The 19,794-nt window shown below is 53.2% G+C and carries 16 protein-coding genes; 9 read left to right on the top strand and 7 right to left on the bottom strand.

All coding sequences use genetic code 11. The annotated features are described in order from the left end of the window. The first annotated feature begins 602 nt into the window (after nucleotides 1-602). The 7 genes from ACYVHB_RS23430 to ACYVHB_RS23400 all read left to right on the top strand — a co-directional run bounded on the left by ACYVHB_RS23430 (nucleotide 603) and on the right by ACYVHB_RS23400 (nucleotide 6,688). Entirely contained in the window at nucleotides 603-1,421 is an 819-nt protein-coding gene (locus ACYVHB_RS23430; protein ID WP_461054233.1) for a sensor histidine kinase, read from the top strand. Between the two features lie 136 nt (nucleotides 1,422-1,557). Beyond that, entirely contained in the window at nucleotides 1,558-2,217 is a 660-nt protein-coding gene (locus ACYVHB_RS23425) for a response regulator transcription factor (protein ID WP_461054232.1), read from the top strand. A gap of 100 nt (nucleotides 2,218-2,317) precedes the next feature. Further along, nucleotides 2,318-3,112: a DUF547 domain-containing protein gene (locus ACYVHB_RS23420; protein ID WP_461054231.1), complete on the top strand. Its 795-nt coding sequence runs from the start codon at nucleotides 2,318-2,320 to the stop codon at nucleotides 3,110-3,112. Nucleotides 3,113-3,225: 113 nt separating this feature from the next. Beyond that, the gene (locus tag ACYVHB_RS23415; RefSeq protein WP_461054230.1) at nucleotides 3,226-4,671 is read left to right on the top strand and encodes a DASH family cryptochrome; all 1,446 of its coding nucleotides are present in this window, start codon (nucleotides 3,226-3,228) and stop codon (nucleotides 4,669-4,671) included. Between the two features lie 76 nt (nucleotides 4,672-4,747). Further along, nucleotides 4,748-5,329: a LemA family protein gene (locus tag ACYVHB_RS23410; protein ID WP_461054229.1), complete on the top strand. Its 582-nt coding sequence runs from the start codon at nucleotides 4,748-4,750 to the stop codon at nucleotides 5,327-5,329. 86 nt (nucleotides 5,330-5,415) lie between these two features. Further along, complete coding sequence (locus ACYVHB_RS23405) at nucleotides 5,416-5,847, top strand: TPM domain-containing protein (RefSeq protein WP_461054228.1); 432 nt, start codon at nucleotides 5,416-5,418, stop codon at nucleotides 5,845-5,847. 7 nt (nucleotides 5,848-5,854) lie between these two features. Continuing rightward, nucleotides 5,855-6,688 carry a TPM domain-containing protein gene (locus ACYVHB_RS23400; protein ID WP_461054227.1) on the top strand — a complete coding sequence of 278 codons (834 nt, stop codon included), beginning with the start codon at nucleotides 5,855-5,857 and terminating at the stop codon, nucleotides 6,686-6,688. Between the two features lie 66 nt (nucleotides 6,689-6,754). On the opposite strand, the gene ACYVHB_RS23395 is transcribed toward ACYVHB_RS23400, so the two are convergent. From ACYVHB_RS23395 to ACYVHB_RS23380, 4 genes are all read right to left on the bottom strand, one after another. Continuing rightward, entirely contained in the window at nucleotides 6,755-7,207 is a 453-nt protein-coding gene (locus ACYVHB_RS23395; protein WP_461054226.1) for an RES family NAD+ phosphorylase, read from the bottom strand. Further along, nucleotides 7,207-7,620: a type II RES/Xre toxin-antitoxin system antitoxin gene (gene parS / locus ACYVHB_RS23390; protein ID WP_461054225.1), complete on the bottom strand. Its 414-nt coding sequence runs from the start codon at nucleotides 7,618-7,620 to the stop codon at nucleotides 7,207-7,209. Before parS ends, ACYVHB_RS23395 begins: the two co-directional genes overlap by 1 nt. A gap of 94 nt (nucleotides 7,621-7,714) precedes the next feature. After that, a complete protein-coding gene (lpcA, locus tag ACYVHB_RS23385; RefSeq protein ID WP_461054224.1) occupies nucleotides 7,715-8,287 on the bottom strand; it encodes a D-sedoheptulose 7-phosphate isomerase in 573 nt (190 codons plus the stop codon). A gap of 101 nt (nucleotides 8,288-8,388) precedes the next feature. Next, the gene (locus ACYVHB_RS23380) at nucleotides 8,389-10,179 is read right to left on the bottom strand and encodes a hypothetical protein (RefSeq protein WP_461054223.1); all 1,791 of its coding nucleotides are present in this window, start codon (nucleotides 10,177-10,179) and stop codon (nucleotides 8,389-8,391) included. 137 nt (nucleotides 10,180-10,316) lie between these two features. On the opposite strand from ACYVHB_RS23380, the gene upp reads away from it, so the two are divergent. After that, complete coding sequence (gene upp, locus ACYVHB_RS23375) at nucleotides 10,317-10,964, top strand: uracil phosphoribosyltransferase (protein ID WP_461054222.1); 648 nt, start codon at nucleotides 10,317-10,319, stop codon at nucleotides 10,962-10,964. 231 nt (nucleotides 10,965-11,195) lie between these two features. Beyond that, a complete protein-coding gene (locus ACYVHB_RS23370; protein WP_461054221.1) occupies nucleotides 11,196-15,047 on the top strand; it encodes a putative Ig domain-containing protein in 3,852 nt (1,283 codons plus the stop codon). A 177-nt stretch (nucleotides 15,048-15,224) separates the two neighbouring features. On the opposite strand, the gene ACYVHB_RS23365 is transcribed toward ACYVHB_RS23370, so the two are convergent. The 3 genes from ACYVHB_RS23365 to ACYVHB_RS23355 all read right to left on the bottom strand — a co-directional run bounded on the left by ACYVHB_RS23365 (nucleotide 15,225) and on the right by ACYVHB_RS23355 (nucleotide 19,748). Continuing rightward, nucleotides 15,225-15,866, bottom strand: a complete 642-nt coding sequence (locus ACYVHB_RS23365; RefSeq protein ID WP_461054220.1) for a LolA family protein — start codon at nucleotides 15,864-15,866, stop codon at nucleotides 15,225-15,227. A gap of 94 nt (nucleotides 15,867-15,960) precedes the next feature. Then, nucleotides 15,961-18,537 (bottom strand): FtsK/SpoIIIE family DNA translocase, encoded by a 2,577-nt coding sequence (locus tag ACYVHB_RS23360; RefSeq protein ID WP_461054219.1) that lies wholly within the window; start codon nucleotides 18,535-18,537, stop codon nucleotides 15,961-15,963. 119 nt (nucleotides 18,538-18,656) lie between these two features. Then, complete coding sequence (locus ACYVHB_RS23355; protein WP_461054218.1) at nucleotides 18,657-19,748, bottom strand: quinone-dependent dihydroorotate dehydrogenase; 1,092 nt, start codon at nucleotides 19,746-19,748, stop codon at nucleotides 18,657-18,659. Nucleotides 19,749-19,794: the final 46 nt, after the last annotated feature.

The following is a 19,794-nucleotide window of genomic DNA, read 5'->3' as shown; positions in this document are numbered from 1 at the left end:
ACATACAGAATGTAGAACCTATTTATCAAACAGTTTTAGTTGGTGCTGTTTTCTATTGTTCGTTTGAATCATTTTATAACCGTCGATTAATTGCTGCTTTTACTGTCGTTTGTACACTAATTACTCTGTTTTACTATAAAAGTAGTGAAGTATCATCCGTTAGTCTCTCCTCGTTCAGACTGTTCGCTATTATTCTTTCGCTGGCCTATTTTAGCAAAGTGGTGATGGATATGCGGGTGAAGAGCATGATGAAACACAGTATGTTCTGGTTTACATCTGGGTTGCTTATTTACGCGACCGGTACGTTTTTTATTGTATTGCTTAGCGAGTATTGGTATCAGGACGTTAACAAAGTGCCAATAGAGGTATTTGATAAGTATTGGAACTCCAGTCAGCTACTTCTTATCTTGTTCACAATCTTCTCCGCTATCGGTTTGTGGTTTAGCAAATGCGATAGCGAAAATTTGATATAACTGAAATGGGTTTCTCTATCGGCTTTATTTTTTGCCACTCCCTCAATCGTGTAGCTTAAAATTGACATTCGGGCGCATATTGTTCAACTTTACTGCAGTTGGTTTGCCCCATAGTTAAACGTAGCGCCAATGAATGCTGGCTTTGTGATCGCCGTTGGAACGGCCGTGTTGCTGGTGATGGCGGTGTTCATCATCATCTTCGTGGCCTATTACCAGCAAAAACAGGCAAAGCAGCAACTCGCCCTTAACGAATTGCAGCAACAGCATCGGCGCGAACTCATGGCCGCTACGTTCCGGGGACAGGAGGAAGAACGGAAACGACTCGCCGAAGACCTCCACGATGGCATCGGTACCATGCTGTCGGTGACGAAGATGAGTCTCAATCAGTTGGAGCGGCAAATGAACGGTGAGATTACCATGCGCACGAGCCTTCAGGTTCAGAAAACGCGCTCCATGATCGACGAGACGATGACCAACGTCCGGCGCATCAGCCGCGATCTGGTGCCCACTACGCTCGAACGCTTCGGCCTGGTAGCTGCCCTCGAAGAACTGGCCGACCGAGTCACTGATGGAGAGCTGGAAGTGCATCTGGACTGCCCCGAAACCATCGCCGATTTGCCGTCCCCCCTCACGCTCATGCTTTACCGAATTGCGCAGGAACTGGTCAACAATGCGATTCGGCACGCCCGCGCCCGGTGCATCACCATTCAACTGCACTGCCTCGATACTGAATTTCGCATGTCGGTGCTCGACGACGGCGTGGGATTTGACTTCGACGTTGTCATGGAAAACAAGCAGGGCGGGCTGGGTCTGCGCAACATCGAAAGCCGCCTGAGCGTGATGAATGGCCACGCAACGTTTGACGTGGCACCCGGCCGGGGTTCGCAGATTCACGTACAGGTGCGATTGCCCGATAAAGCACCCAGTGCGCTGGTGGAGACGGCCTGATGGAAATTTTGCCGGAAAAGATTGACTGCCAGATAAGTACGCTTTTTCCTGCGTGTTCAATCGATTAACTTCGTGTACGTTGTTTGCTTTCAGGCCTGGTTCAACGACTCATTGCTACACTCTAACTACCCTCCTCATGCGGAAGATTAAACTGGCGCTCTGCGATGACCACACGCTGTTTCGGGTCGGAATGGCCAGCATATTGGGTCAAATTCACGATTTTGAGTTAATTCTTGAAGCCGGTAACGGTCAGGAGCTAATCGACCGCATTCCCCGTAAAATGCCTGACGTGGTGCTGCTGGACCTGCAAATGCCCGTTATGGATGGCACGGCCACGGCCGACTACCTGCGCGAAAACCATCCACTCATTAAAATTGTCGTCGTCACCATGCACGATGAGGACCGAATGGTACTCCACCTGCTCGAAAAAGGCGTTAGCGGCTACCTGCTCAAAGACGCCGAAGCAGACGAAGTGGAGAAAGCCATTCGGAAAGTGATGGACGAAGGGGTGTATCTGAACGAATTTGTGTCGAAGGCGATGCTCCGCAAGATGACCAACAAAACGAGGGTCGATAAACCGGCTGGTTCGTTCTACAATAGCAAAATAATACTTTCCGAGCGCGAGAAAGAGGTGCTGATGCTGATTTGCGAAAGCTTATCGACGAACGAAATCAGCGAGAAAATTTTCCTCAGCCCCCGGACGGTCGAAGGCCATCGCCTGCGAATACTGGAAAAAACCGGTACCAAAAACACCGCTGGAATGGTCGCCTATGCGTTCAAGAATGGGCTGCTATGAAAGACAGGCAAATAGAATTTGCTAACACCACACTTGCCGACCGCCGGATAAACTTTTTGGGTTTATCCGGCGTATGTATTTGTACGCAAACGAACAGTCAATGAACTACTACACTATGAAGGGGATAGCTCTGTTTTTAATCGGTTCAACAATGGTCGGAACGCTGGCCTTTCGGGAACCTCAATTTGTACCCGTCACGTCGGTTGTTGCCGCCGAACCCGTTAGTCACGCTATTTTCGATCAGTTGGCAAAGAAGCACGTCGATGGAAAGGGATTGGTCAATTACAAAGGATTCAAGAGCGATGAGAAGCAACTGAAAACATACCTCGATTTGCTGGCTAAGAATCCGCCGACCGACAAATGGACGCAGGATGAGCAGATTGCCTACTGGATCAATGCCTATAATGCTAACACAATCCAGTTGATCCTGAACTATTACCCGGTCAAAAGTATCAAGGACATTGGCAGCAGCATTAAAATTCCGTTCGTCAATACACCCTGGGACATTAAGTTTATTAAGGTTGGCGGTGATAGTTACGACCTCAACCGGATTGAGCATGGTACGCTGCGCAAGAAATTCAACGATAAGCGGATTCACTTCGCCCTGGTATGCGCGGCTCGATCCTGCCCGAAGCTACGTAACGAAGCGTACACACCCGCTAAGCTCGCTGCCCAGTTGGACGATCAGGGCAGCGACTTCCTAAATAATCCCGCCAAAAATGCAATCACTCCCCAAAAAGCCAGCCTCTCTAAGTACTTCGACTGGTATAAAGGAGACTGGAAGGAAGATAATAAATCGGTAGAGTATTGGGTAAATAAGTACGCAAAAGCGAAAATTAACAAGGACACGCAGATTTCGTTTTTGGATTATAACTGGTCTCTGAATGAACAATGATCGCAACGAGTACTGAACAGTCATCAGCCAGCAGTAGTTATTCCTAAAGAGCCAATAGTGCCCATCGGAACCGGATGACTCCATGCTGGCTGTTGGCTGATAATTGCTCACTGATGAAACGTATTGTTTACTGGTTCCGCAACGACCTTCGGCTGCACGATAACGATGGTTTCTGTCAGGCATTGACAGACGCTGCTGAGGTATTGCCCGTGTTCGTGTTTGAGCCGCGCTGGTTTGCCGAACTGCCCGACATCGGGTTTCGTAAAACCGGTGCGTTTCGGGCTAATTTCCTCATTGAAGCGGTAACTGATTTGCGCCGGTCGCTGCAAAGCAAAGGTGCCGATCTGATTGTTCGGGTTGGTGATCCGGCAGTTGTGCTGGCCGAGCTCGCGCAGGACATTGCTGCCGAGTCTGTATACGCCAGCAAAGAAGTAACTCAGGAAGAGACCGACACCGAGTCAGATTTGAGTAAATGCCTGAAGCCACTCAACATTGATTTAGAGCTATTCTGGCAGTCGACGCTGTACCACGTCCGTGATTTGCCGTTCGAGATCGCGCGGTTGCCCGAGGTTTTTACGCAGTTCAGAAACCGCGTCGAGAAATTCGCCGACGTTCGGGATGTGGTACCAACTCCGGAGCGTGTTCCGCTCGTGCCCAACGTGTCGGCTGGCCCCCTGCCGACGTTAAGCACCTTTGGGTTTCCGGCCGAATTGACCCCGGACATTCGGGCGGCCGTGGCTTTCCACGGGGGCGAAACAACGGCCGTAGCTCGGTTGGAACGCTACATCTGGGAACGAGACCTTATCCAAACCTATAAAGACACCCGAAACGGGATGTTGGGCGAAGATTACTCCAGCAAATTCTCGGCTTGGCTGTCGCTGGGTTGCCTGTCGCCCCGGCTGATTTACGCTGAGGTGAAGCGGTACGAGACCGAGCGGGTTAAAAACGATTCCACCTACTGGCTTACGTTTGAATTAGTTTGGCGCGACTTCTTCCGGTTTGTGGCCCTGCGCTACGGAACGCGAATTTTCAAGCCGAGTGGTATTCGGCACGATCTCAACAAGAAATGGCGGCACGATACCGATTTGTTTCTGCGCTGGGCCGAAGGCGAAACGGGTATTCCGTTTATCGACGCCAACATGCGCGAGCTGAACCAAACGGGTTTTATGTCGAACCGGGGGCGGCAAAATGTGGGCAGCTTTCTGGTCAAAGACCTCGGCATCGACTGGACCTGGGGAGCGGCTTACTTCGAAAGCCTGCTCGTCGACTATGATCCGTGCAGCAACTGGGGCAACTGGAACTACGTCGCCGGGGTGGGCAACGACCCCCGCGATGATCGCTACTTTAATATTCTTAGCCAGGCCACGCGCTACGACGAACAGGGCAATCATGTGAAACACTGGCTTCCCGAACTGGCCGACGTACCGCCCGACAAAGTGCATTTGGTCTCCAACTTATCGCCTGCCGAGCAGAGGCAGTATGGCGTCGCGCTGGGTGATGATTACCCCATGCCGGTCATCAATCCAAACAAGTGGACAATGACCGAAAAACACCGCTGACGTAGATTTGCGTTGACAAACTAATAGTTTTAGCCAACTTTGACCCCAACAACAATTCTTTCCATCCAAACAAACCATGTCAAGAACACTAATCATCGTAGTCGTTATCGCCATCGCATTAGGCATGTACGGCTGTAGTTCCTACAACGGCCTTGTCGACAAAGACACTCAAGTTGAAAAATCATGGGCTAACGTGCAGACGCAGTACCAGCGCCGGGCCGACCTGATTCCGAACCTTGTGCGGACGGTGCAGGGAGCTGCCAACTTTGAGAAAGGTACATTAACCGCTGTCATTCAGGCGCGGGCCAGTGCTACGGGCATCAACCTGAATGCTGACCAACTGACGCCCGAAAATATCCAGAAGTTTCAGGCCGCTCAGGATCAGTTGAGTGGTTCGTTGTCGCGCCTGCTGGCGGTGGCAGAAAACTATCCGCAACTTCGTGCAACGCAGAACTTCTCGGAGCTGCAAGCTCAACTGGAAGGTACTGAAAACCGAATTACCGTGGCCCGTAACGATTTCAACGGTACTGCCACCAGTTACAACCAGTCCGTCCGGTCCTTTCCGAACAACATATTCGCTGGTGTTTTCGGCTTCCAGCGCAAGGGCCTTTTCGAGGCATCAAGAGCCGCCCAAAACGCCCCAACGGTACAATTCTAAATCATTTATCAGTGGACAGTTATCAGTGACCAATTCACTTGGTTGCGCATAACTGTTCACTGATAAATGTTCACTGACAACTGAGGATGTCTCCCTTCACTCCCGACGAGCAACAGCGCATTGTAGATGCCATTCGGCAGGCCGAAACCGCCACATCGGGCGAAATCCGGGTGCACGTCGAGCCGAACTGTGCGGCTGCGGACCCCGTGCAGCGGGCGATTGAGGTGTTTGCCCAACTGGGAATGCATAATACGAAAGCCCAGAACGGGGTCCTGTTTTACGTAGCTCATGTCGACCGGAAATTTGCCGTACTGGGCGACAAGGGAATTGATGCAAAGGTGCCGACCGGCTTTTGGGAAAGCACTAAAGAGTTGCTCCGGGGCCATTTTGCCAAAGGCGAATACGTCGAAGGGCTAAGCCGGGGAATTGAGCGGGCCGGGCAACAGTTGCGGCAGTATTTTCCGTACGATGGTGCCACTGATACCAACGAACTCGCCGACGATATTTCGACTGATTGACACTTCCGTGAACGTACCCACCTCTATTTTTCACGCGATCCGAACCATCCGGCTGGCCCTGCTGCTGTTGCTGCTGGCCTTGCCAATGGCCTTGCGGGCGCAGGACGACGGCGTTTCGAGCGCTGATACGGTTATTCCCAACAAGCCCAACCCGCCCCGCTTAGTCAATGACTTTGTGGGTGTGCTGAGCAGTACCGAACGCGCTCAATTAGAGCAAAAACTCAGACGGTATAACGATTCAACGTCGTCGCAGGTCACTATCGTCATTGTCCGAACGACCGAGCCGTATCCCATTGGCGACTTTGCTTTTCAGGTTGGCCGCAAGTGGGGCGTGGGGCAGCAGGGCAAAAACAACGGGATTGTGATTGCCTGGGCTACGCAAACGCGCAAGGTGTACATTTCGGTAGGCTACGGCCTGGAGGGAGCCATCCCCGACGCTATTGCCAAGCGCATCATTACCAACCTGATTACCCCTGCTTTCCGGCAACAGCAATATTATCAGGGACTGGATGCCGCCACGACCGAGATTTTTCAGCGGGCTGGTGGCGAATACAAGGGTGAGCCAGAAACAAACACTGGTGATGGCGGTGGTTCCATCCTGCCCATCCTATTCATCATTTTGATTGTTATTTTCTTTATCGTCCGCCGGAACCGGGGGGGCGGGGGAGGTAATAACCGCAATCGGGGTGGCGGATTTTTCCCGCCTATATTCTTTCCAACGTCAACCTACTCCGGCTGGGGTGGCAGTTCGGGTGGAGGTGGTTTTGGTGGGGGCGGTGGTGGATTCGGTGGTTTTGGGGGCGGCAGCTTCGGCGGGGGCGGTGCCGGGGGCGACTATTGATGATGATCGATTATTGGTAGTAAATTAGTCAACTACTTCATCCAAGCCAGACTTCTTCAATTAAATCTACTCAGACTTGATTCGGCTATCAAACGTAAACGGTTCGGTTCGTTTGATATGAATCGACCGGAAATCGGGATGCTGCGGATTCAACAGATAATTGAATTCAAGTGGTATTATAGCCGAAGGTACGCGTAACACGGCGGTTTGGTTCGTATCGAGCCATGCGTCGCCGTACTGCTGGCAAATGCCATAATTCTCGAAAGCCGTCCAGTCTTCCCCCAATGCCTCCATTCGGATGTCGGTAATGGGTAATGAATCCGGTATGTTGATTACCATTGTGCGAAACTCGGTCTGTAAGCCTCGTCCAGAGCGGTGCACTACGTTTTCCAAACAGGCCAATGCTCGCGAAGACGCCGTGTAAACGACAAAATGATTCATGGAATTCCACCGGGCGGCCCGGCCTGAACCGGTTAGTTTGTCAGCCCACTTGACCAAGACGATCCGATAAACGTCCATTAAGCCAGCGCACCGTGTTCAATACGACTTAGTTCATCGTCGATTAAGTCGATCCCCCCCGATGTCTGCATCAACTCAAATGGAATCTGATTACCCAAGCCATAAGCGGGTACACCTAACCAATCTCTGAACTCACTGATTGACCCGAATATCTCTTCACCATGCTGGAATAGGGCCAGCATTTTCAGCACCAGTTCGCCCGTTGCAGGGCTTAGTTTGCGGTTTGTGTCCCGATAGCGGAGTAGTGTTTTAAGTGACGTATCAAATAGCTGCGCTACCTGTTCACGTTTGAAGCCGGATAAATCAGCCAAATCGAAAAATGCAATTGCGTCAACTCCATGATGCGATGAAAGCACAATGGAGATATTATCCTTAATGAACGGCTTGTAGTACCGAAACTGAGTTGTTGTCATATCTGCCGCAGTTTATTCGTCAACACGCTAACTTGGAAATATGTCCCAAAATAACGGACAAAAGTTAACGTATCCGGCATAGTTACGCTGATTGTTAAACGACCATCTTCTCAATCAGCAAAATAAACAGGTGAATCACCTTAATGTGAATTTCCTGAATGCGGTCGGCGTAGCCAAAATGCGGTACCCGGATCTCGACGTCAGCCTGCCCGGCGAGTTTGCCGCCATCCTTACCCGTCAGCAAGACGACGCCCATGCTCCGCTGCCGGGCGGCTTCAACGGCCCGGATTACGTTGGCTGAGTTGCCACTCGTGCTAATGCCCATCAACACGTCGCCCTCATTGCCCAAGCCTTCGATGAAACGCGAAAAAATGGCGTCGTAGCCATAATCGTTACCCACGCAGGTAATGTGGCTGGAGTCCGAAATGGCGATGGCGGCTAAGGACCGGCGGTCGTTGCGATAACGGCCGGAGAGTTCCTCGGCAAAGTGCATGGCGTCGCAGTGGGAGCCACCGTTGCCGCAGGAAATGATTTTGCGGCCATTCGTGAGCGCGTCGGCCATGAGCCGGGCGGCTTGCTCAATAGCCGTGAGGTGTTGGGGACGGCTAACGAAGGTGTCCAATACCGACTGCGCTTCGGTCAGTTCGTGGCGGATAATGTCGAGCATTTTGGTTTGTGGTTTGTGGTTTGTAGTTCGTTCACCACCGAATTGCTCTACAAAACTGCCTTACAAACCACGAACCACAAACCACGAACCACAAACTTTATTCAAAACACCCAATTCCGGTACGGCAGATTCCAGCGCAGGGCCACGCTGGCAACCTGATTCGTGTACGTATCGTCCCGCGCCTGACTATCCTGATAGCGATAGAAGAAGCGACCTTCAAAAAAGATGTTGTGCCGAATCATGTACGATCCTCGCAGGTCGGCGTAAGTGACGATGTTTTTGCGGCCCTGCCCGATAAAGTTACCCTCATTGCGAACGCGGTCGCGGTAGTCGAGCAGGATATTGCCGCCGTAGTTGCGGCCCGGCTGATCGGCTCCGAAAGTCATCACGCCAAAAATACCGTTGATTGATAATCGTTTCCGTTGAAACCGCACGATACCCAGCGTCTCTACAAAGTTAGCGCCGAGGGGATGCGCCAATGGCTGGCTATAGTTGGCGTAGTTGGTTTGGCCTGCGCTCACCGTAGCCGATCGCTCGTGTGAGTAGGTGTACGGCCGGGCCAAGTTCAATTCGGCCTGCAAATCAAGGTTTGGCACCCCAAAGGCATCAATGTATTTAGCCCCGACTTGCACCGCAAACTTATTCGTCCAGCTTCCTCGGGCGGCTCGTAATTCGCTGATTAAAAATTCATCGAACATAAGTTGACTATACACCAGAAAATGCGATAGAAAGTTGCCTTTGAAATCCAAACCAATCATGGCGTTATCGGCACTGCCCCGGCTCGACTCGACGTACCGGTACAAAATGACCGGGTTGAGGTAGCTCAGATCGACGCGGTCGCGGCTGAATACGGTGGCTTCAAAAACGCCAAAATTCAGGTGGTCATTAATGTTGACACTCAGGTGGTGCATCGTCGCGAACTTGGGTGGAATCAATCGCTCCCCGTTTTGTATGTCCAAAGGTGCCTGCGTGTTCTGGAGTTGCGTAAACAGGTTTGTGTACTGAATCCGACGTCCTAATCGCGTGGAAAATTTCGCGAATAACGACGGTGGGCTGTTGTCCGACAGGAGCACCGATCTGAACCCGTTACCGAAGAAGTTGCGGTCGTGGCCAAACTGAATGTTAATGACTTTCAGCGCATTGAACGTGATGTAACCCCGTGCTGACAGGAAATCGACTCCATTCTCACCAAATGGCTTGGTAAATGATTCGCCCGGTGCCGAGCCTTGCTCACCGCTGCTGCCGCTGTAGGTACGTCCGTAGGCCTGTATGTATTCGGGATAAACTGCCTGATTGTCCGAAAAGAACGAGTAGAAGCCCAGCTTTCGGCCAATGGTGCCGCGCACTTCCAGGCCCCGCGTGTTAACGAACAGGGTCTGTCGGCCACTCGTGGCTGCGTCCGTTTCGCGAGCCACATTCTCGGCACCTGCGCCAAGGTAAAACACCGGGTTGACGTGCAGGTCGAGATCGGGCGTTTGCAGGCTGTAGAAATCGGCTTTTTTCTTGTAAAAGACCTTCAGCAGCGGTGAACTTTGGCTATCGCCCGGACCGGGCAGCGGACGCAGGTGTCGCGTAAACGGGTCGGAACGCAGCGAGTCGGCTGTAGACGTTACCCACTCCCAACTGTCGTCGCGCAGGTAATCGTAGTTGAAATAATCCGTGTCGGAGAAGTCGCGGCCAGCACTGACGGCTAAACTGTCGGTTAGTTGAATAATGCTCTGCCGGTTGTAGGGCTTCACACTACTATGAAAACCATCGGCCCATCGGTTCTGACGAATTTCCAGCCGGTCGATCAGGTGATAATAGTCGGTGTTGAGTGGTACGAAGGGGCTTTGCGCCTGAGCGACAAATTGACTAAGTAGAAAACAGAAAACGTAAACGAGACTACGCATGTAAGTTACCGGCTGGTCGGCTCTGGTGAGCTGTAAGTATTAATTCAAGGATGACTTATCAGTCGGTTAAATTAAGAAATAGGTTTGGATATACGCCAGCCATGCGGCTAATTTACAGGCAAAGAAACCCCTCGACTATGTTTGTGTTTGCCCAGCAACCTTCTTTGGCTAATCAGTACATAGCCGAACTCCGCGACGTATCCCTTCAGCAGGACCGGCTGCGGTTCCGCCGGAATCTCGAACGGCTCGGCGAACTGATGGCCTACGAGATTTCGCGCACGCTGCCCTACCAGAACGTGGCGGTGCAAACGTCGCTCGGGACGGCTCAAACGCAAGTGCTTCGGCAACAGCCGGTTCTGGCAACGATTTTGCGGGCGGGCCTGCCATTTCACCAGGGGTTTACCAATTATTTCGACCGGGCCGAAAACGCTTTTGCCGGGGCTTACCGGGGTTATTCGCCGACGGAAGGGGATACGTTCGAGATCGAGATGGATTATATCGTTAGCCCCGACCTGAGCGGCAAAACGCTTATCCTCTGCGACCCGATGCTGGCCACGGGCCGTTCGCTCGAAAAGGTGTATCATGCCCTGCTACGCTACGGTATTCCGGCTCAAACGCACATTGCCGCCGTGCTGGCCAGCCCTGAAGGCATCAGCCACGTGCAGGCCCAACTGCCGCAGTGCCACCTATGGATTGGCGCTGTGGACGACTACCTGAATGAGCATTTTTACATCGTACCGGGGCTGGGCGATGGAAGGGATCTGGCATTTGGTGAGAAGGTATAGATTAGCGATACGAAAAATTGAGATACCCTGTAAATCTGTAAACTTATATACATCACGCTTAATAAAAAGCTACCGCCATAAATTATACCAAATTGCGTATTGCGTGATTTTTTAACTCATATTTGGCACACCCGATGTGTAGCCATTGATGAGTATTTCTCTCGAGGTACTGCTCCCCTCTTGTCTATTCGCTCCGGGCTGATCAATTCACCATCAACCCATAACCCAATTATGTCAGAATTACTACGTAGGTGCAATGCACGGGTGATAGCCGTGTTCGTACTGCTGTGTCTGCCGATGGTCGGCTGGACACAATCGTCTATTAAAGCAGCCTCGAAAGCTGCTAAAATCACGACTGATCTGTATCAGGTTATGCAGAACAGAGGTCAGTCGGCTCCGGCAGTTGTCGACGGGCTTCTGGTAGAGACTAATCAGGTTTTTTTGGGCGACAAGATAGCGATTGAGGCCGTTGCCAATAATGACGACGGCGAAGGTTTGCTCAATCAGCTAAAGGCGCTGGGATTGACGGATGGAGTGGCTTACCAGCGAATGATCTTTGGCTACCTGCCCATTGATAAAATTGGGGAGCTAAAAAACGTATCGTCACTGAGTTTTGCTCGGTCTCACCAAAAACCCGTAACCAACACGGGTTCGGTAACTTCACAGGGCGATGCTGCGCTGAAAGCTGACGTGGCCCGCACCACCTACAGCGTAACGGGGGCCGGGGTGAAGGTAGGCGTTCTTTCGGACTCTTATAATAGGCTGGGCGGAGCTGCGGCCGGTGTTGCCTCAAATGATCTGCCCGCTGAGGGCGTACAAGTACTTCAGGAGTTGGCTACCGGGGGTACTGACGAAGGCCGGGCCATGGCCGAAATTATCCATGACGTAGCTCCTGGATCGGCTATTGCCTTTACGACCGCTTTTGGTGGGCAGCCTACTTTCGCGCAGGGTATCATAAATCTGGCAGCGGCCGGTTGCCAGGTTATTGTTGATGATGTCATTAATTTATTTGAGCCGTTTTTTCAGGACGGCGTTGTGGCGCAGGCTGCTGATCAGGTGGTCAACAATGGCGTATCCTACTTCTCCGCAGCAGGCAACCAGGCAAGGTCTTCCTACCAGGCTCCGTATAAAAGTGGGGGAGTTTATAGCAATACAGCCCTTTACGGTGCCGGAACGGGTCCTTTTCCTACTCATGATTTTGGTTCTGGTGGGGTTGATAACTTACAAAATATAACCATTCCGACGGGAGGTAGTCTGCGGGTTGCTTTTCAGTGGGATAATCCGTTTCAGTCGGTCAGTGGCGGAGTTGGTGCCACAACCGATTTAGATATTCTTTTTCTGAATAGTACAACCGGAGCTGTACTTGGTGGCAGTGCTAATGATCAAAGTAGTGGCGGTGATGCGGCAGAACTTACAGGCACATACACGAATACCAGCGGTGCTCCGCTCAATATTAACATTATTATCGTCAAGTTTTCCGGACCTGATCCAGGTCTGATTAAATGGATAAATTTTGGTAGCCGTAACATTACTATTGAATACGATACCAAAAGTGCGGCTTCTTGGGGGCATAGCAACTCGGCTCGGGCTATTAGTGTCGGTGCTGCCGGATGGTTTGCTACGCCGGTCTTTAATGGGCAATCGACCGCGACTATTGAGCCTTTTTCCTCCGCTGGCGGTACACCTATTCTTTTCACGACTACGGGCACACGGATCAATGGTATCGTCGGAACAGTTCGGCAAAAACCCGAGATTACGTCTGTCGATGGAGGGAATACTACGTTCTTCTTTGCGGATAGCAACGTTGATACAGATGCCTTCCCCAATTTCTTTGGCACATCAGCGGCTGCTCCTCACGCTGCGGCTGTGGCGGCATTGATGAAACAGAAAGTACCCACCATTACACCGGCCACGATCCTGTCGACGCTTCAGAGTACGGCTTTGGACATGGACGACCCAGCTTTTGCGGGCTTTGAAACGGGTTTTGACTTCGGCACCGGCTTCGGCTTTATCCAGGCTGACGCAGCCCTGGCAGCCATAAGTCCGGCTGCTAACACGGCCCCCACGGTGGCCAACACCATCGCTCCTCAGTCGGGCACGGTAGGTGTTGGGTTTAGCTTCACCATTCCGGCCAACACGTTTACCGATGCCGAAACGCCCAGTAGTTTAACGGTATCAGTCAGTGGCCTGCCAGCCGGTCTGATGTTCGCCGGGGGCATCATCAGTGGTACCCCATCAGCATCGGGCGTGAGCACGGTTACCGTCACGGCTACCGATCCGGGCAGTTTGTCGGTTAGCACAACGTTTCAGTTAACCATCAGCCCGGCCCCAGTGGTGCCCCCGGCTAACACGCCCCCTTCGCCACCAGCGGGCGGCATTCCCAACCAGGTAGCCACGGTAGGGACGGCTTTCACTTATCAGGTGTCCGCCTTCACCGACCCTGACGCGGGCCAAACGCTGACTTACTCCGTGACGGGCCTACCCGCCAACGGGCTGAACTTCGATGCGGGTACCCGCACCATTTCGGGGACGCCCTCTGCATCGGGTACGGTGGGTGTGACCGTAACGGCCAACGATGGTAATGGCGGCACCGCTTCCTCAAGTTTCACGATCACGATCAATGCTGCTCCGGTGATGCCCCCGGCCAACACCGCTCCAACGGTGGCCAGCACCATCGCTCCCCAATCGGGCACGGTAGGTCAGGCGTTTAGCTTTAGCATCCCGCCCGGCACCTTCACCGACGCCGAAACGCCCGGTAGTTTAGTCATCTCGGTAGGTCCCCTACCACCGGGCCTGAGTGCGTCAGGCAGCACCATTAGCGGTACCCCTTCGGCGTCGGGCGTCAGCACGGTGACGGTGACGGCCACCGATCCGGGTAGTCTCTCGGTAAGCACGACCTTCCAGTTGACTATCAATCCGGCTTCGGTGGTGGTGCCCCCAACGGGAGGACCTCTGAGCATCACGGGCGTGACGACGGTCAGCTGCACGACACTTTCGGCGGGTCTGCGCCAGGTTAGTTTCACGCCCCAGTACGCGGGCACCAACGGTCAGCCCATCAGTTTCTCGGTGGTCAGTGAGTTGTCGCCTACTACGGCACCGGGTCCCTACACGCTCAACTTGTACACCGATAATCCGACCATCACCCTGAAAGCGACTCAGAGCGGGACGGCGGGCGAAGCCAGTTTTGCCTACAACTGGTTGGCGGCTTGTGGTGGGGTTGTTGTGCCTCCACCACCAACGGGTACGCTCAGCATTGTGGGTGTCACGACGGTGAGTTGTACGACGCTTTCATCGGATCGGCGTCAAATTAGTTTCACGCCCCAGTACGCAGGCACTAACGGGCAACCCATCAGCTTCTCGGTGGTCAATGAGTTAGCACCTACCACCGCACCGGGTCCTTATACGCTCAGTCTGTTTACCGACAACCCCATCATCACCCTGAAAGCCACCCAGAGTGGTTCAGCGGACGAAGCCAGCTTCGGCTACAACTGGTTAGCCGCCTGTGGCGGGGCCGTTGTGCCGCCACCAACGGGTACGTTAAGCATTACGGGCGTGACGACGGTGAGCTGCACGCCAATCACGGCGGGTCTGCGGCAGGTTAGTTTCACCCCCCAGTATGCGGGCGCCAACAGCCAGCCCATCAGTTTCTCGGTGGTCAGCGAGTTGTCGCCCACCACGGCACCGGGTCCCTACACGCTCAACCTGTATACTGACAATCCGACCATCACCCTGAAGGCAACTCAGAGTGGCACGGCGGGAGAAGCCAGTTTTGCTTACAACTGGTTAGCCGCCTGTAGTGGGGGCGCACGTCTGGGCCGTGAATCAATGACGCCAATGAGCGTTTCGCTGTATCCAAACCCGGTTGCTGAAGAGTTTGCCATTGGCATTCGGGGCGCTCAGGGACAAACCGTGCAGATCGTGCTAACGGATGTTAGCGGACGTTCCGTGAGCAACACGTCGGTGAACGTGACGACATCCGATCAGCGGGAGAAACTCCGGTTTAATCAGCAACAGTCCGGTTTGTACCTGCTGCGGGTGAGCACGGCTAAACAGGTGGTTACGCTGAAGGTTATCAAGCAATAGCAGTCTATCCAGACTGTAAATGCGTTGATTGATTACATAAAAATGCCCCGGCCAGAAGCGACCGGGGCATTTTTTGTGTATGGTTAGTGGGTTAGTTAATGAGAAGTAGACGGAAAGCCATTTATCCGGCGTCAGCCACTAACCAACTGACCGACTACTTAACTTCTTTGACTGCCTTTACCGCAGATCCACTACTTCAACGCCTGGATACTTGCCCTTATCGAACACGAAGTACGAATCGGGGACGTTGGCGTTGGGCGTAAACTTGGTGATGGTGTACGTGGTACGCTTGCCGTCTTTGTTAATAATCAACCAATTGCGAACGGACCGGTCCGCTTTATCCACCGAAATCTGAATGGTAGCGATAGGGCTTTTCTGGCGGTTTGGCTTCAGCTCGATCACTTCGAGCGTCCGTCCTCCCTGCTTCTGCTCCTTCAAAAACTTGTAGTCGAAACCCCGCTTGTAGATGGAGTAAATCTGGGTTGGGTTCAGTTCACTAACCTCGTTTTTGTCATAATCCTGCACATTTACCTCATTCGACTCCTTAATGTAGGTCGACATCGTTTTGCCGTCGGTAAACACTTCCTGACCGCCGAGTACCAGCCGGAATTTTTCATTCTTTACCGTCAAATCACCTTTGTATGCCTCTTTGGCACCAGCCCCAACGCTGGCGTAAGTGAAAACAGCCTGGTATGATTTAAGCGATTTATAATTTTTACTCATTGCGTCCAGAATTACCTGCGCCCGTTTTTCTTTCTGGGCAATGGCGGGAAGCGTCAATAAGAGTATCAGGCTTAACAGCCAGGTTGTTTTTCTCATGTTAGTAGTGCTCATAAACGGGTTAATCGAACGGCTCGATGAAGCGGCTCGTATTGTAATTAGACGGAAAACCCGCTCAAAAAGTTTAACTGTCTCAGTCTCCTTTGAGCCGTTTTAGCATCTCTTCCAGCGTTTGCAAGTCATTGACCAATACGTCGCGAGCCTTGCTACCCTCAAACTGACCGACGATTTTGGCCGCTTCCAACTGATCGACCAGCCGCCCGGCGCGGTTGTAGCCGAGCTTTAGTTTGCGCTGAATGAGCGACGTACTACCCTGCTGGTGAATGACAATGAGCCGGGCAGCTTCATCGAACATCGGGTCGCGGTTGTCAAGGTCCACATCTTTATCGTCGCTCTGACCACCATCGTCGCCCAAAAATTCGGGTAGCGCATAGGCATCCTCGTAGCCGCGCTGGTTGCCAACAAATTCGCAGAGGTCTTCGATTTCGTTGGTATCGACAAACGGACATTGCAGCCGGATAATGTCGGAGTTGGACGACAGCAGCATGTCGCCCATGCCGACCAACTGTTCGGCCCCGCCCGTGTCCAAAATGGTCCGGGAGTCGATTTTAGACGTTACTTTGAAGGATAGCCGCGCCGGAAAATTGGCCTTAATGAGACCCGTAATGACGTTGACCGAGGGCCGCTGCGTAGCCACAACGAGGTGAATACCAATAGCCCGCGCCAACTGAGCCAACCGGGCAATGGGCTGCTCAACCTCTTTGCCGGCCGTCATCATCAGGTCGGCTAACTCGTCAATAATCAGGACAATGTACGGCAGAAAACGGTGCCCTTTTTCGGGGTTGAGCCGCCGTTTTACAAACTTGGCGTTGTATTCTTTCAGGTTCCGGCAACCGCCATCCTTCAGCAGGTTGTAGCGGTTGTCCATCTCGATGCACAGCGAATTGAGCGTATTGACAACTTTCTTGGTATCGGTAATGATCGGCTCCTCCGAATCGGGCAGCTTGGCCAGAAAATGCCGCTCTAATTTGTTGAATAGCGTCAGTTCCACCTTTTTGGGGTCGACCAGCACGAGTTTCAACTGCGAGGGATGCTTTTTGTAAATCAGCGACGTTAGCAGGACGTTCAGACCCACCGACTTTCCCTGTCCCGTGGCTCCGGCCATAAGCAGGTGGGGCATCTTGGCCAGATCGGCCACGTAAATCTCATTGGATATGGTCTTGCCCAGCACAATCGGCAGGTCGAATTTACTGGTGCTGAACACCTCGCTCGTAATCATCGACCGCATCGACACCATCTCGCGGTTTTTGTTCGGCACTTCAATACCAATGGTGCCCATGCCCGGCATCGGCGCAATGATACGGATACCCAGCGCGGATAAGCTCAGGGCAATGTCATCTTCGAGGCTTTTGATTTTGGAAATACGGATGCCCTTTGCCGGTACGATTTCGTAGAGCGTGACGGTTGGCCCGATGGACGCCTGAATGGAGTCGATTTCGATGCCAAAATTCCGGAGCGTGTTCTCGATCTTAATTTTGTTGGCCGTCAGTTCATCGTCCGATACCGACGCTTTGCGGCTATTTTGATATTCGGTCAGCAAATCGTTGATTGGGTACTGGTACTGCGGCAGGTCGAGCGTGGGATCGTACAGGCCGTGCAGCGCTACCAGATCGTCCTCCTCAAACGGATCGGGTTCAAACGTGGGCGCGGGGGTGGCGCTGAGTTCGCCAACTTCCTCTGACAAATCGTCGTCGGTTACGGCATCCCGGTTTTTGATGGTGAGCGTAACGCCGGTCGTTGGAGCAATGGCGTCGGGTCGCGGTGGACTATTGGTTGCTATTTCCTGCGGGTCGGCATCAACCAGATCGGTCGTGTCATACTCATTTTGCGTCATCACTGACTGATCGGCCGGCTCTGCGGTATCGTCATCGTCCGCTTCTTCGTCATACACCCGCAGGGTATCATCCTGGCGGGGAGCGGTCTGAGGCCGGTCGGGGCGGGAGAAATTGGGCAGCTTCAGGGTTCGGACATTGAAGTAATAAACCACGAAGGCAAACAGCAAAAAACCGATCAGTGCCAGATTACCCCAGCCAAACAAACTGTAGAGCGCCACGTTTACCTCATAGCCAATACCTCCGCACCAAAGACTGGCCGTTTCGGCCGAATCAGACACGAGCACAATGTAGCCGAGCAGCAAACTACTCCAGAGCGCAATAAACAGCAATGTGGCGGTGGCTCGGCTGAGGGGCAGCAACTCATGGCGAAATGTGAGTTTGTAGCCTGCCAGAAATACGATTACTGGCAGAGCGAGGGCGCCAATCCCAAACCACCGGAACACGAACACCTGCCCAACAGCGGCCCCGACTAATCCAAGCCAATTGCGCACTTCGGAGCCCGATTCGGCCAGTGGCTCCGACAACGCCGACCCCACCACGCTCTGATCGGCCGCGCCGTTGAGCAGGTAGGATACAAACGCCACCATCAGCCCTACGGCCAGCAGCATGAGTAAAACGCCCGTTGTCAGGGTAGAACGTTGGTCAGTCAGCCAGCGGTCGAGGGACGCTGCCCAGTTGAAGGAGGGCGTTCGGATGCGGCCCGCCGACAGGGGCCCGGCCGGGCCGGTGCGGGTTGGGCGTGGGGTACGGACTTGGGCAGGTTCGGCGGGTCGGCGGAGGGTATTCTGACGGGGCGATGTCGTTGGTTGTGCCATGCGTTGGGGTCGGGCTGTAGCGGCAGGGGTAAATTTCCCATTTTTTAACGAAAAACCGCATACAACCGCATGTAATTAGCACAAAGACCAGCATCCGGTCATTATTGACTACAACGGTGTCAGGAAGCCGCTGATAGGGCCGATGGAATGGGCTGTTTCAGCAGCGCCTGATTTATGTGCTTTGCCAGCCCTGGCCCTTCGTAAATGAAGCTGGTGTACACCTGAACCAAACTGGCCCCGGCGTTCAGCTTCTCCAGCGCATCTTCAACCGAGAAAATGCCACCCACGCCAATGATTGGAAAGGCACCCCCCGACTGCTGATGCAGATACTGAATGACTTCCGTTGCCCGTTTGCCAAGGGGCCGTCCGCTAACTCCGCCCGCGCCCATTTCCGCCACAGCGGTTGGGTCGGTTGTCAAGTCCGCCCGGCTGATGGTGGTGTTTGTGGCAATAACGCCCGCGATGCCTGTTTCGGCGACAATGGCGATGATGTCGTCTAACTGACCATTGGTAAGGTCGGGGGCGATTTTGAGCAGTATCGGCTTAGCCGACGCGTTGAACTGTACCGAATGCTGGCGGTTTTCAGTTTGCAGGGCTGTCAGCAGGTGGGTGAGGGGTTCGCGCTCCTGCAAGTCGCGCAGGCCCGGCGTATTGGGCGAACTGACGTTAACTACAAAATAATCGACGACGTCGAACAAGGCCCGGAAGCCCGCCATGTAATCGCTGAGGGCGTTTTCGTTGGGCGTATCTTTATTTTTGCCAATGTTACCACCGACGATTACCCGGCGACCGTTGCGATTCCGGGCAAACGCACGCAGCCGTTCGGCAGCCGGACCCACGCCCTCATTGTTAAATCCCATTCGGTTAATCAACCCGCTGTCCGCTTTCAGCCGGAACAATCGCGGGCGCGGATTGCCGGACTGCGGTTGGGGTGTTACAGTACCGATTTCCACAAAGCCAAACCCCAGATCGCTCAGTTCGCTGACTAATTCAGCGTTTTTGTCGAAGCCAGCCGCCATGCCAATCGGATTGGGAAATGTCAGGCCAAACACCGTGCGCTCCAGCCGACTGTCATTGACACCGTACCAAGAACGGCTCAGGGATGATACGCCCGGGATGGCGAAGGCAACCTTCATTAGCGACGTAACGACGTGGTGGATGGTCTCGGCGTCGAACCGAAAAAGCAACGGAAGAACAATGCGCTTGTACATGGATGCAAAAGTACGATCACAAACCTGTAAGGTCTTCGAGACCTTG

The sequence above is a fragment of the Spirosoma arcticum genome, from assembly GCF_054779955.1.
The sequence above is the reverse complement of the archived record's forward strand: the minus strand, read 5'-3'. Positions and strand labels throughout refer to the sequence as shown.

Bases quoted from the DNA above. Each gene is read 5' to 3' on its own strand.
- ACYVHB_RS23430 (WP_461054233.1), top strand. From the start codon at position 603: ATGAATGCTGGCTTTGTGATCGCCGTTGGAACGGCCGTGTTGCTGGTG.
- ACYVHB_RS23425 (WP_461054232.1), top strand. From the start codon at position 1,558: ATGCGGAAGATTAAACTGGCGCTCTGCGATGACCACACGCTGTTTCGG.
- ACYVHB_RS23420 (WP_461054231.1), top strand. From the start codon at position 2,318: ATGAACTACTACACTATGAAGGGGATAGCTCTGTTTTTAATCGGTTCA.
- ACYVHB_RS23415 (WP_461054230.1), top strand. From the start codon at position 3,226: ATGAAACGTATTGTTTACTGGTTCCGCAACGACCTTCGGCTGCACGAT.
- ACYVHB_RS23410 (WP_461054229.1), top strand. From the start codon at position 4,748: ATGTCAAGAACACTAATCATCGTAGTCGTTATCGCCATCGCATTAGGC.
- ACYVHB_RS23405 (WP_461054228.1), top strand. From the start codon at position 5,416: ATGTCTCCCTTCACTCCCGACGAGCAACAGCGCATTGTAGATGCCATT.
- ACYVHB_RS23395 (WP_461054226.1), bottom strand. From the start codon at position 7,207: ATGGACGTTTATCGGATCGTCTTGGTCAAGTGGGCTGACAAACTAACC.
- parS (WP_461054225.1), bottom strand. From the start codon at position 7,620: ATGACAACAACTCAGTTTCGGTACTACAAGCCGTTCATTAAGGATAAT.
- lpcA (WP_461054224.1), bottom strand. From the start codon at position 8,287: ATGCTCGACATTATCCGCCACGAACTGACCGAAGCGCAGTCGGTATTG.
- ACYVHB_RS23380 (WP_461054223.1), bottom strand. From the start codon at position 10,179: ATGCGTAGTCTCGTTTACGTTTTCTGTTTTCTACTTAGTCAATTTGTC.
- upp (WP_461054222.1), top strand. From the start codon at position 10,317: ATGTTTGTGTTTGCCCAGCAACCTTCTTTGGCTAATCAGTACATAGCC.
- ACYVHB_RS23370 (WP_461054221.1), top strand. From the start codon at position 11,196: ATGTCAGAATTACTACGTAGGTGCAATGCACGGGTGATAGCCGTGTTC.
- ACYVHB_RS23365 (WP_461054220.1), bottom strand. From the start codon at position 15,866: ATGAGAAAAACAACCTGGCTGTTAAGCCTGATACTCTTATTGACGCTT.
- ACYVHB_RS23360 (WP_461054219.1), bottom strand. From the start codon at position 18,537: ATGGCACAACCAACGACATCGCCCCGTCAGAATACCCTCCGCCGACCC.
- ACYVHB_RS23355 (WP_461054218.1), bottom strand. From the start codon at position 19,748: ATGTACAAGCGCATTGTTCTTCCGTTGCTTTTTCGGTTCGACGCCGAG.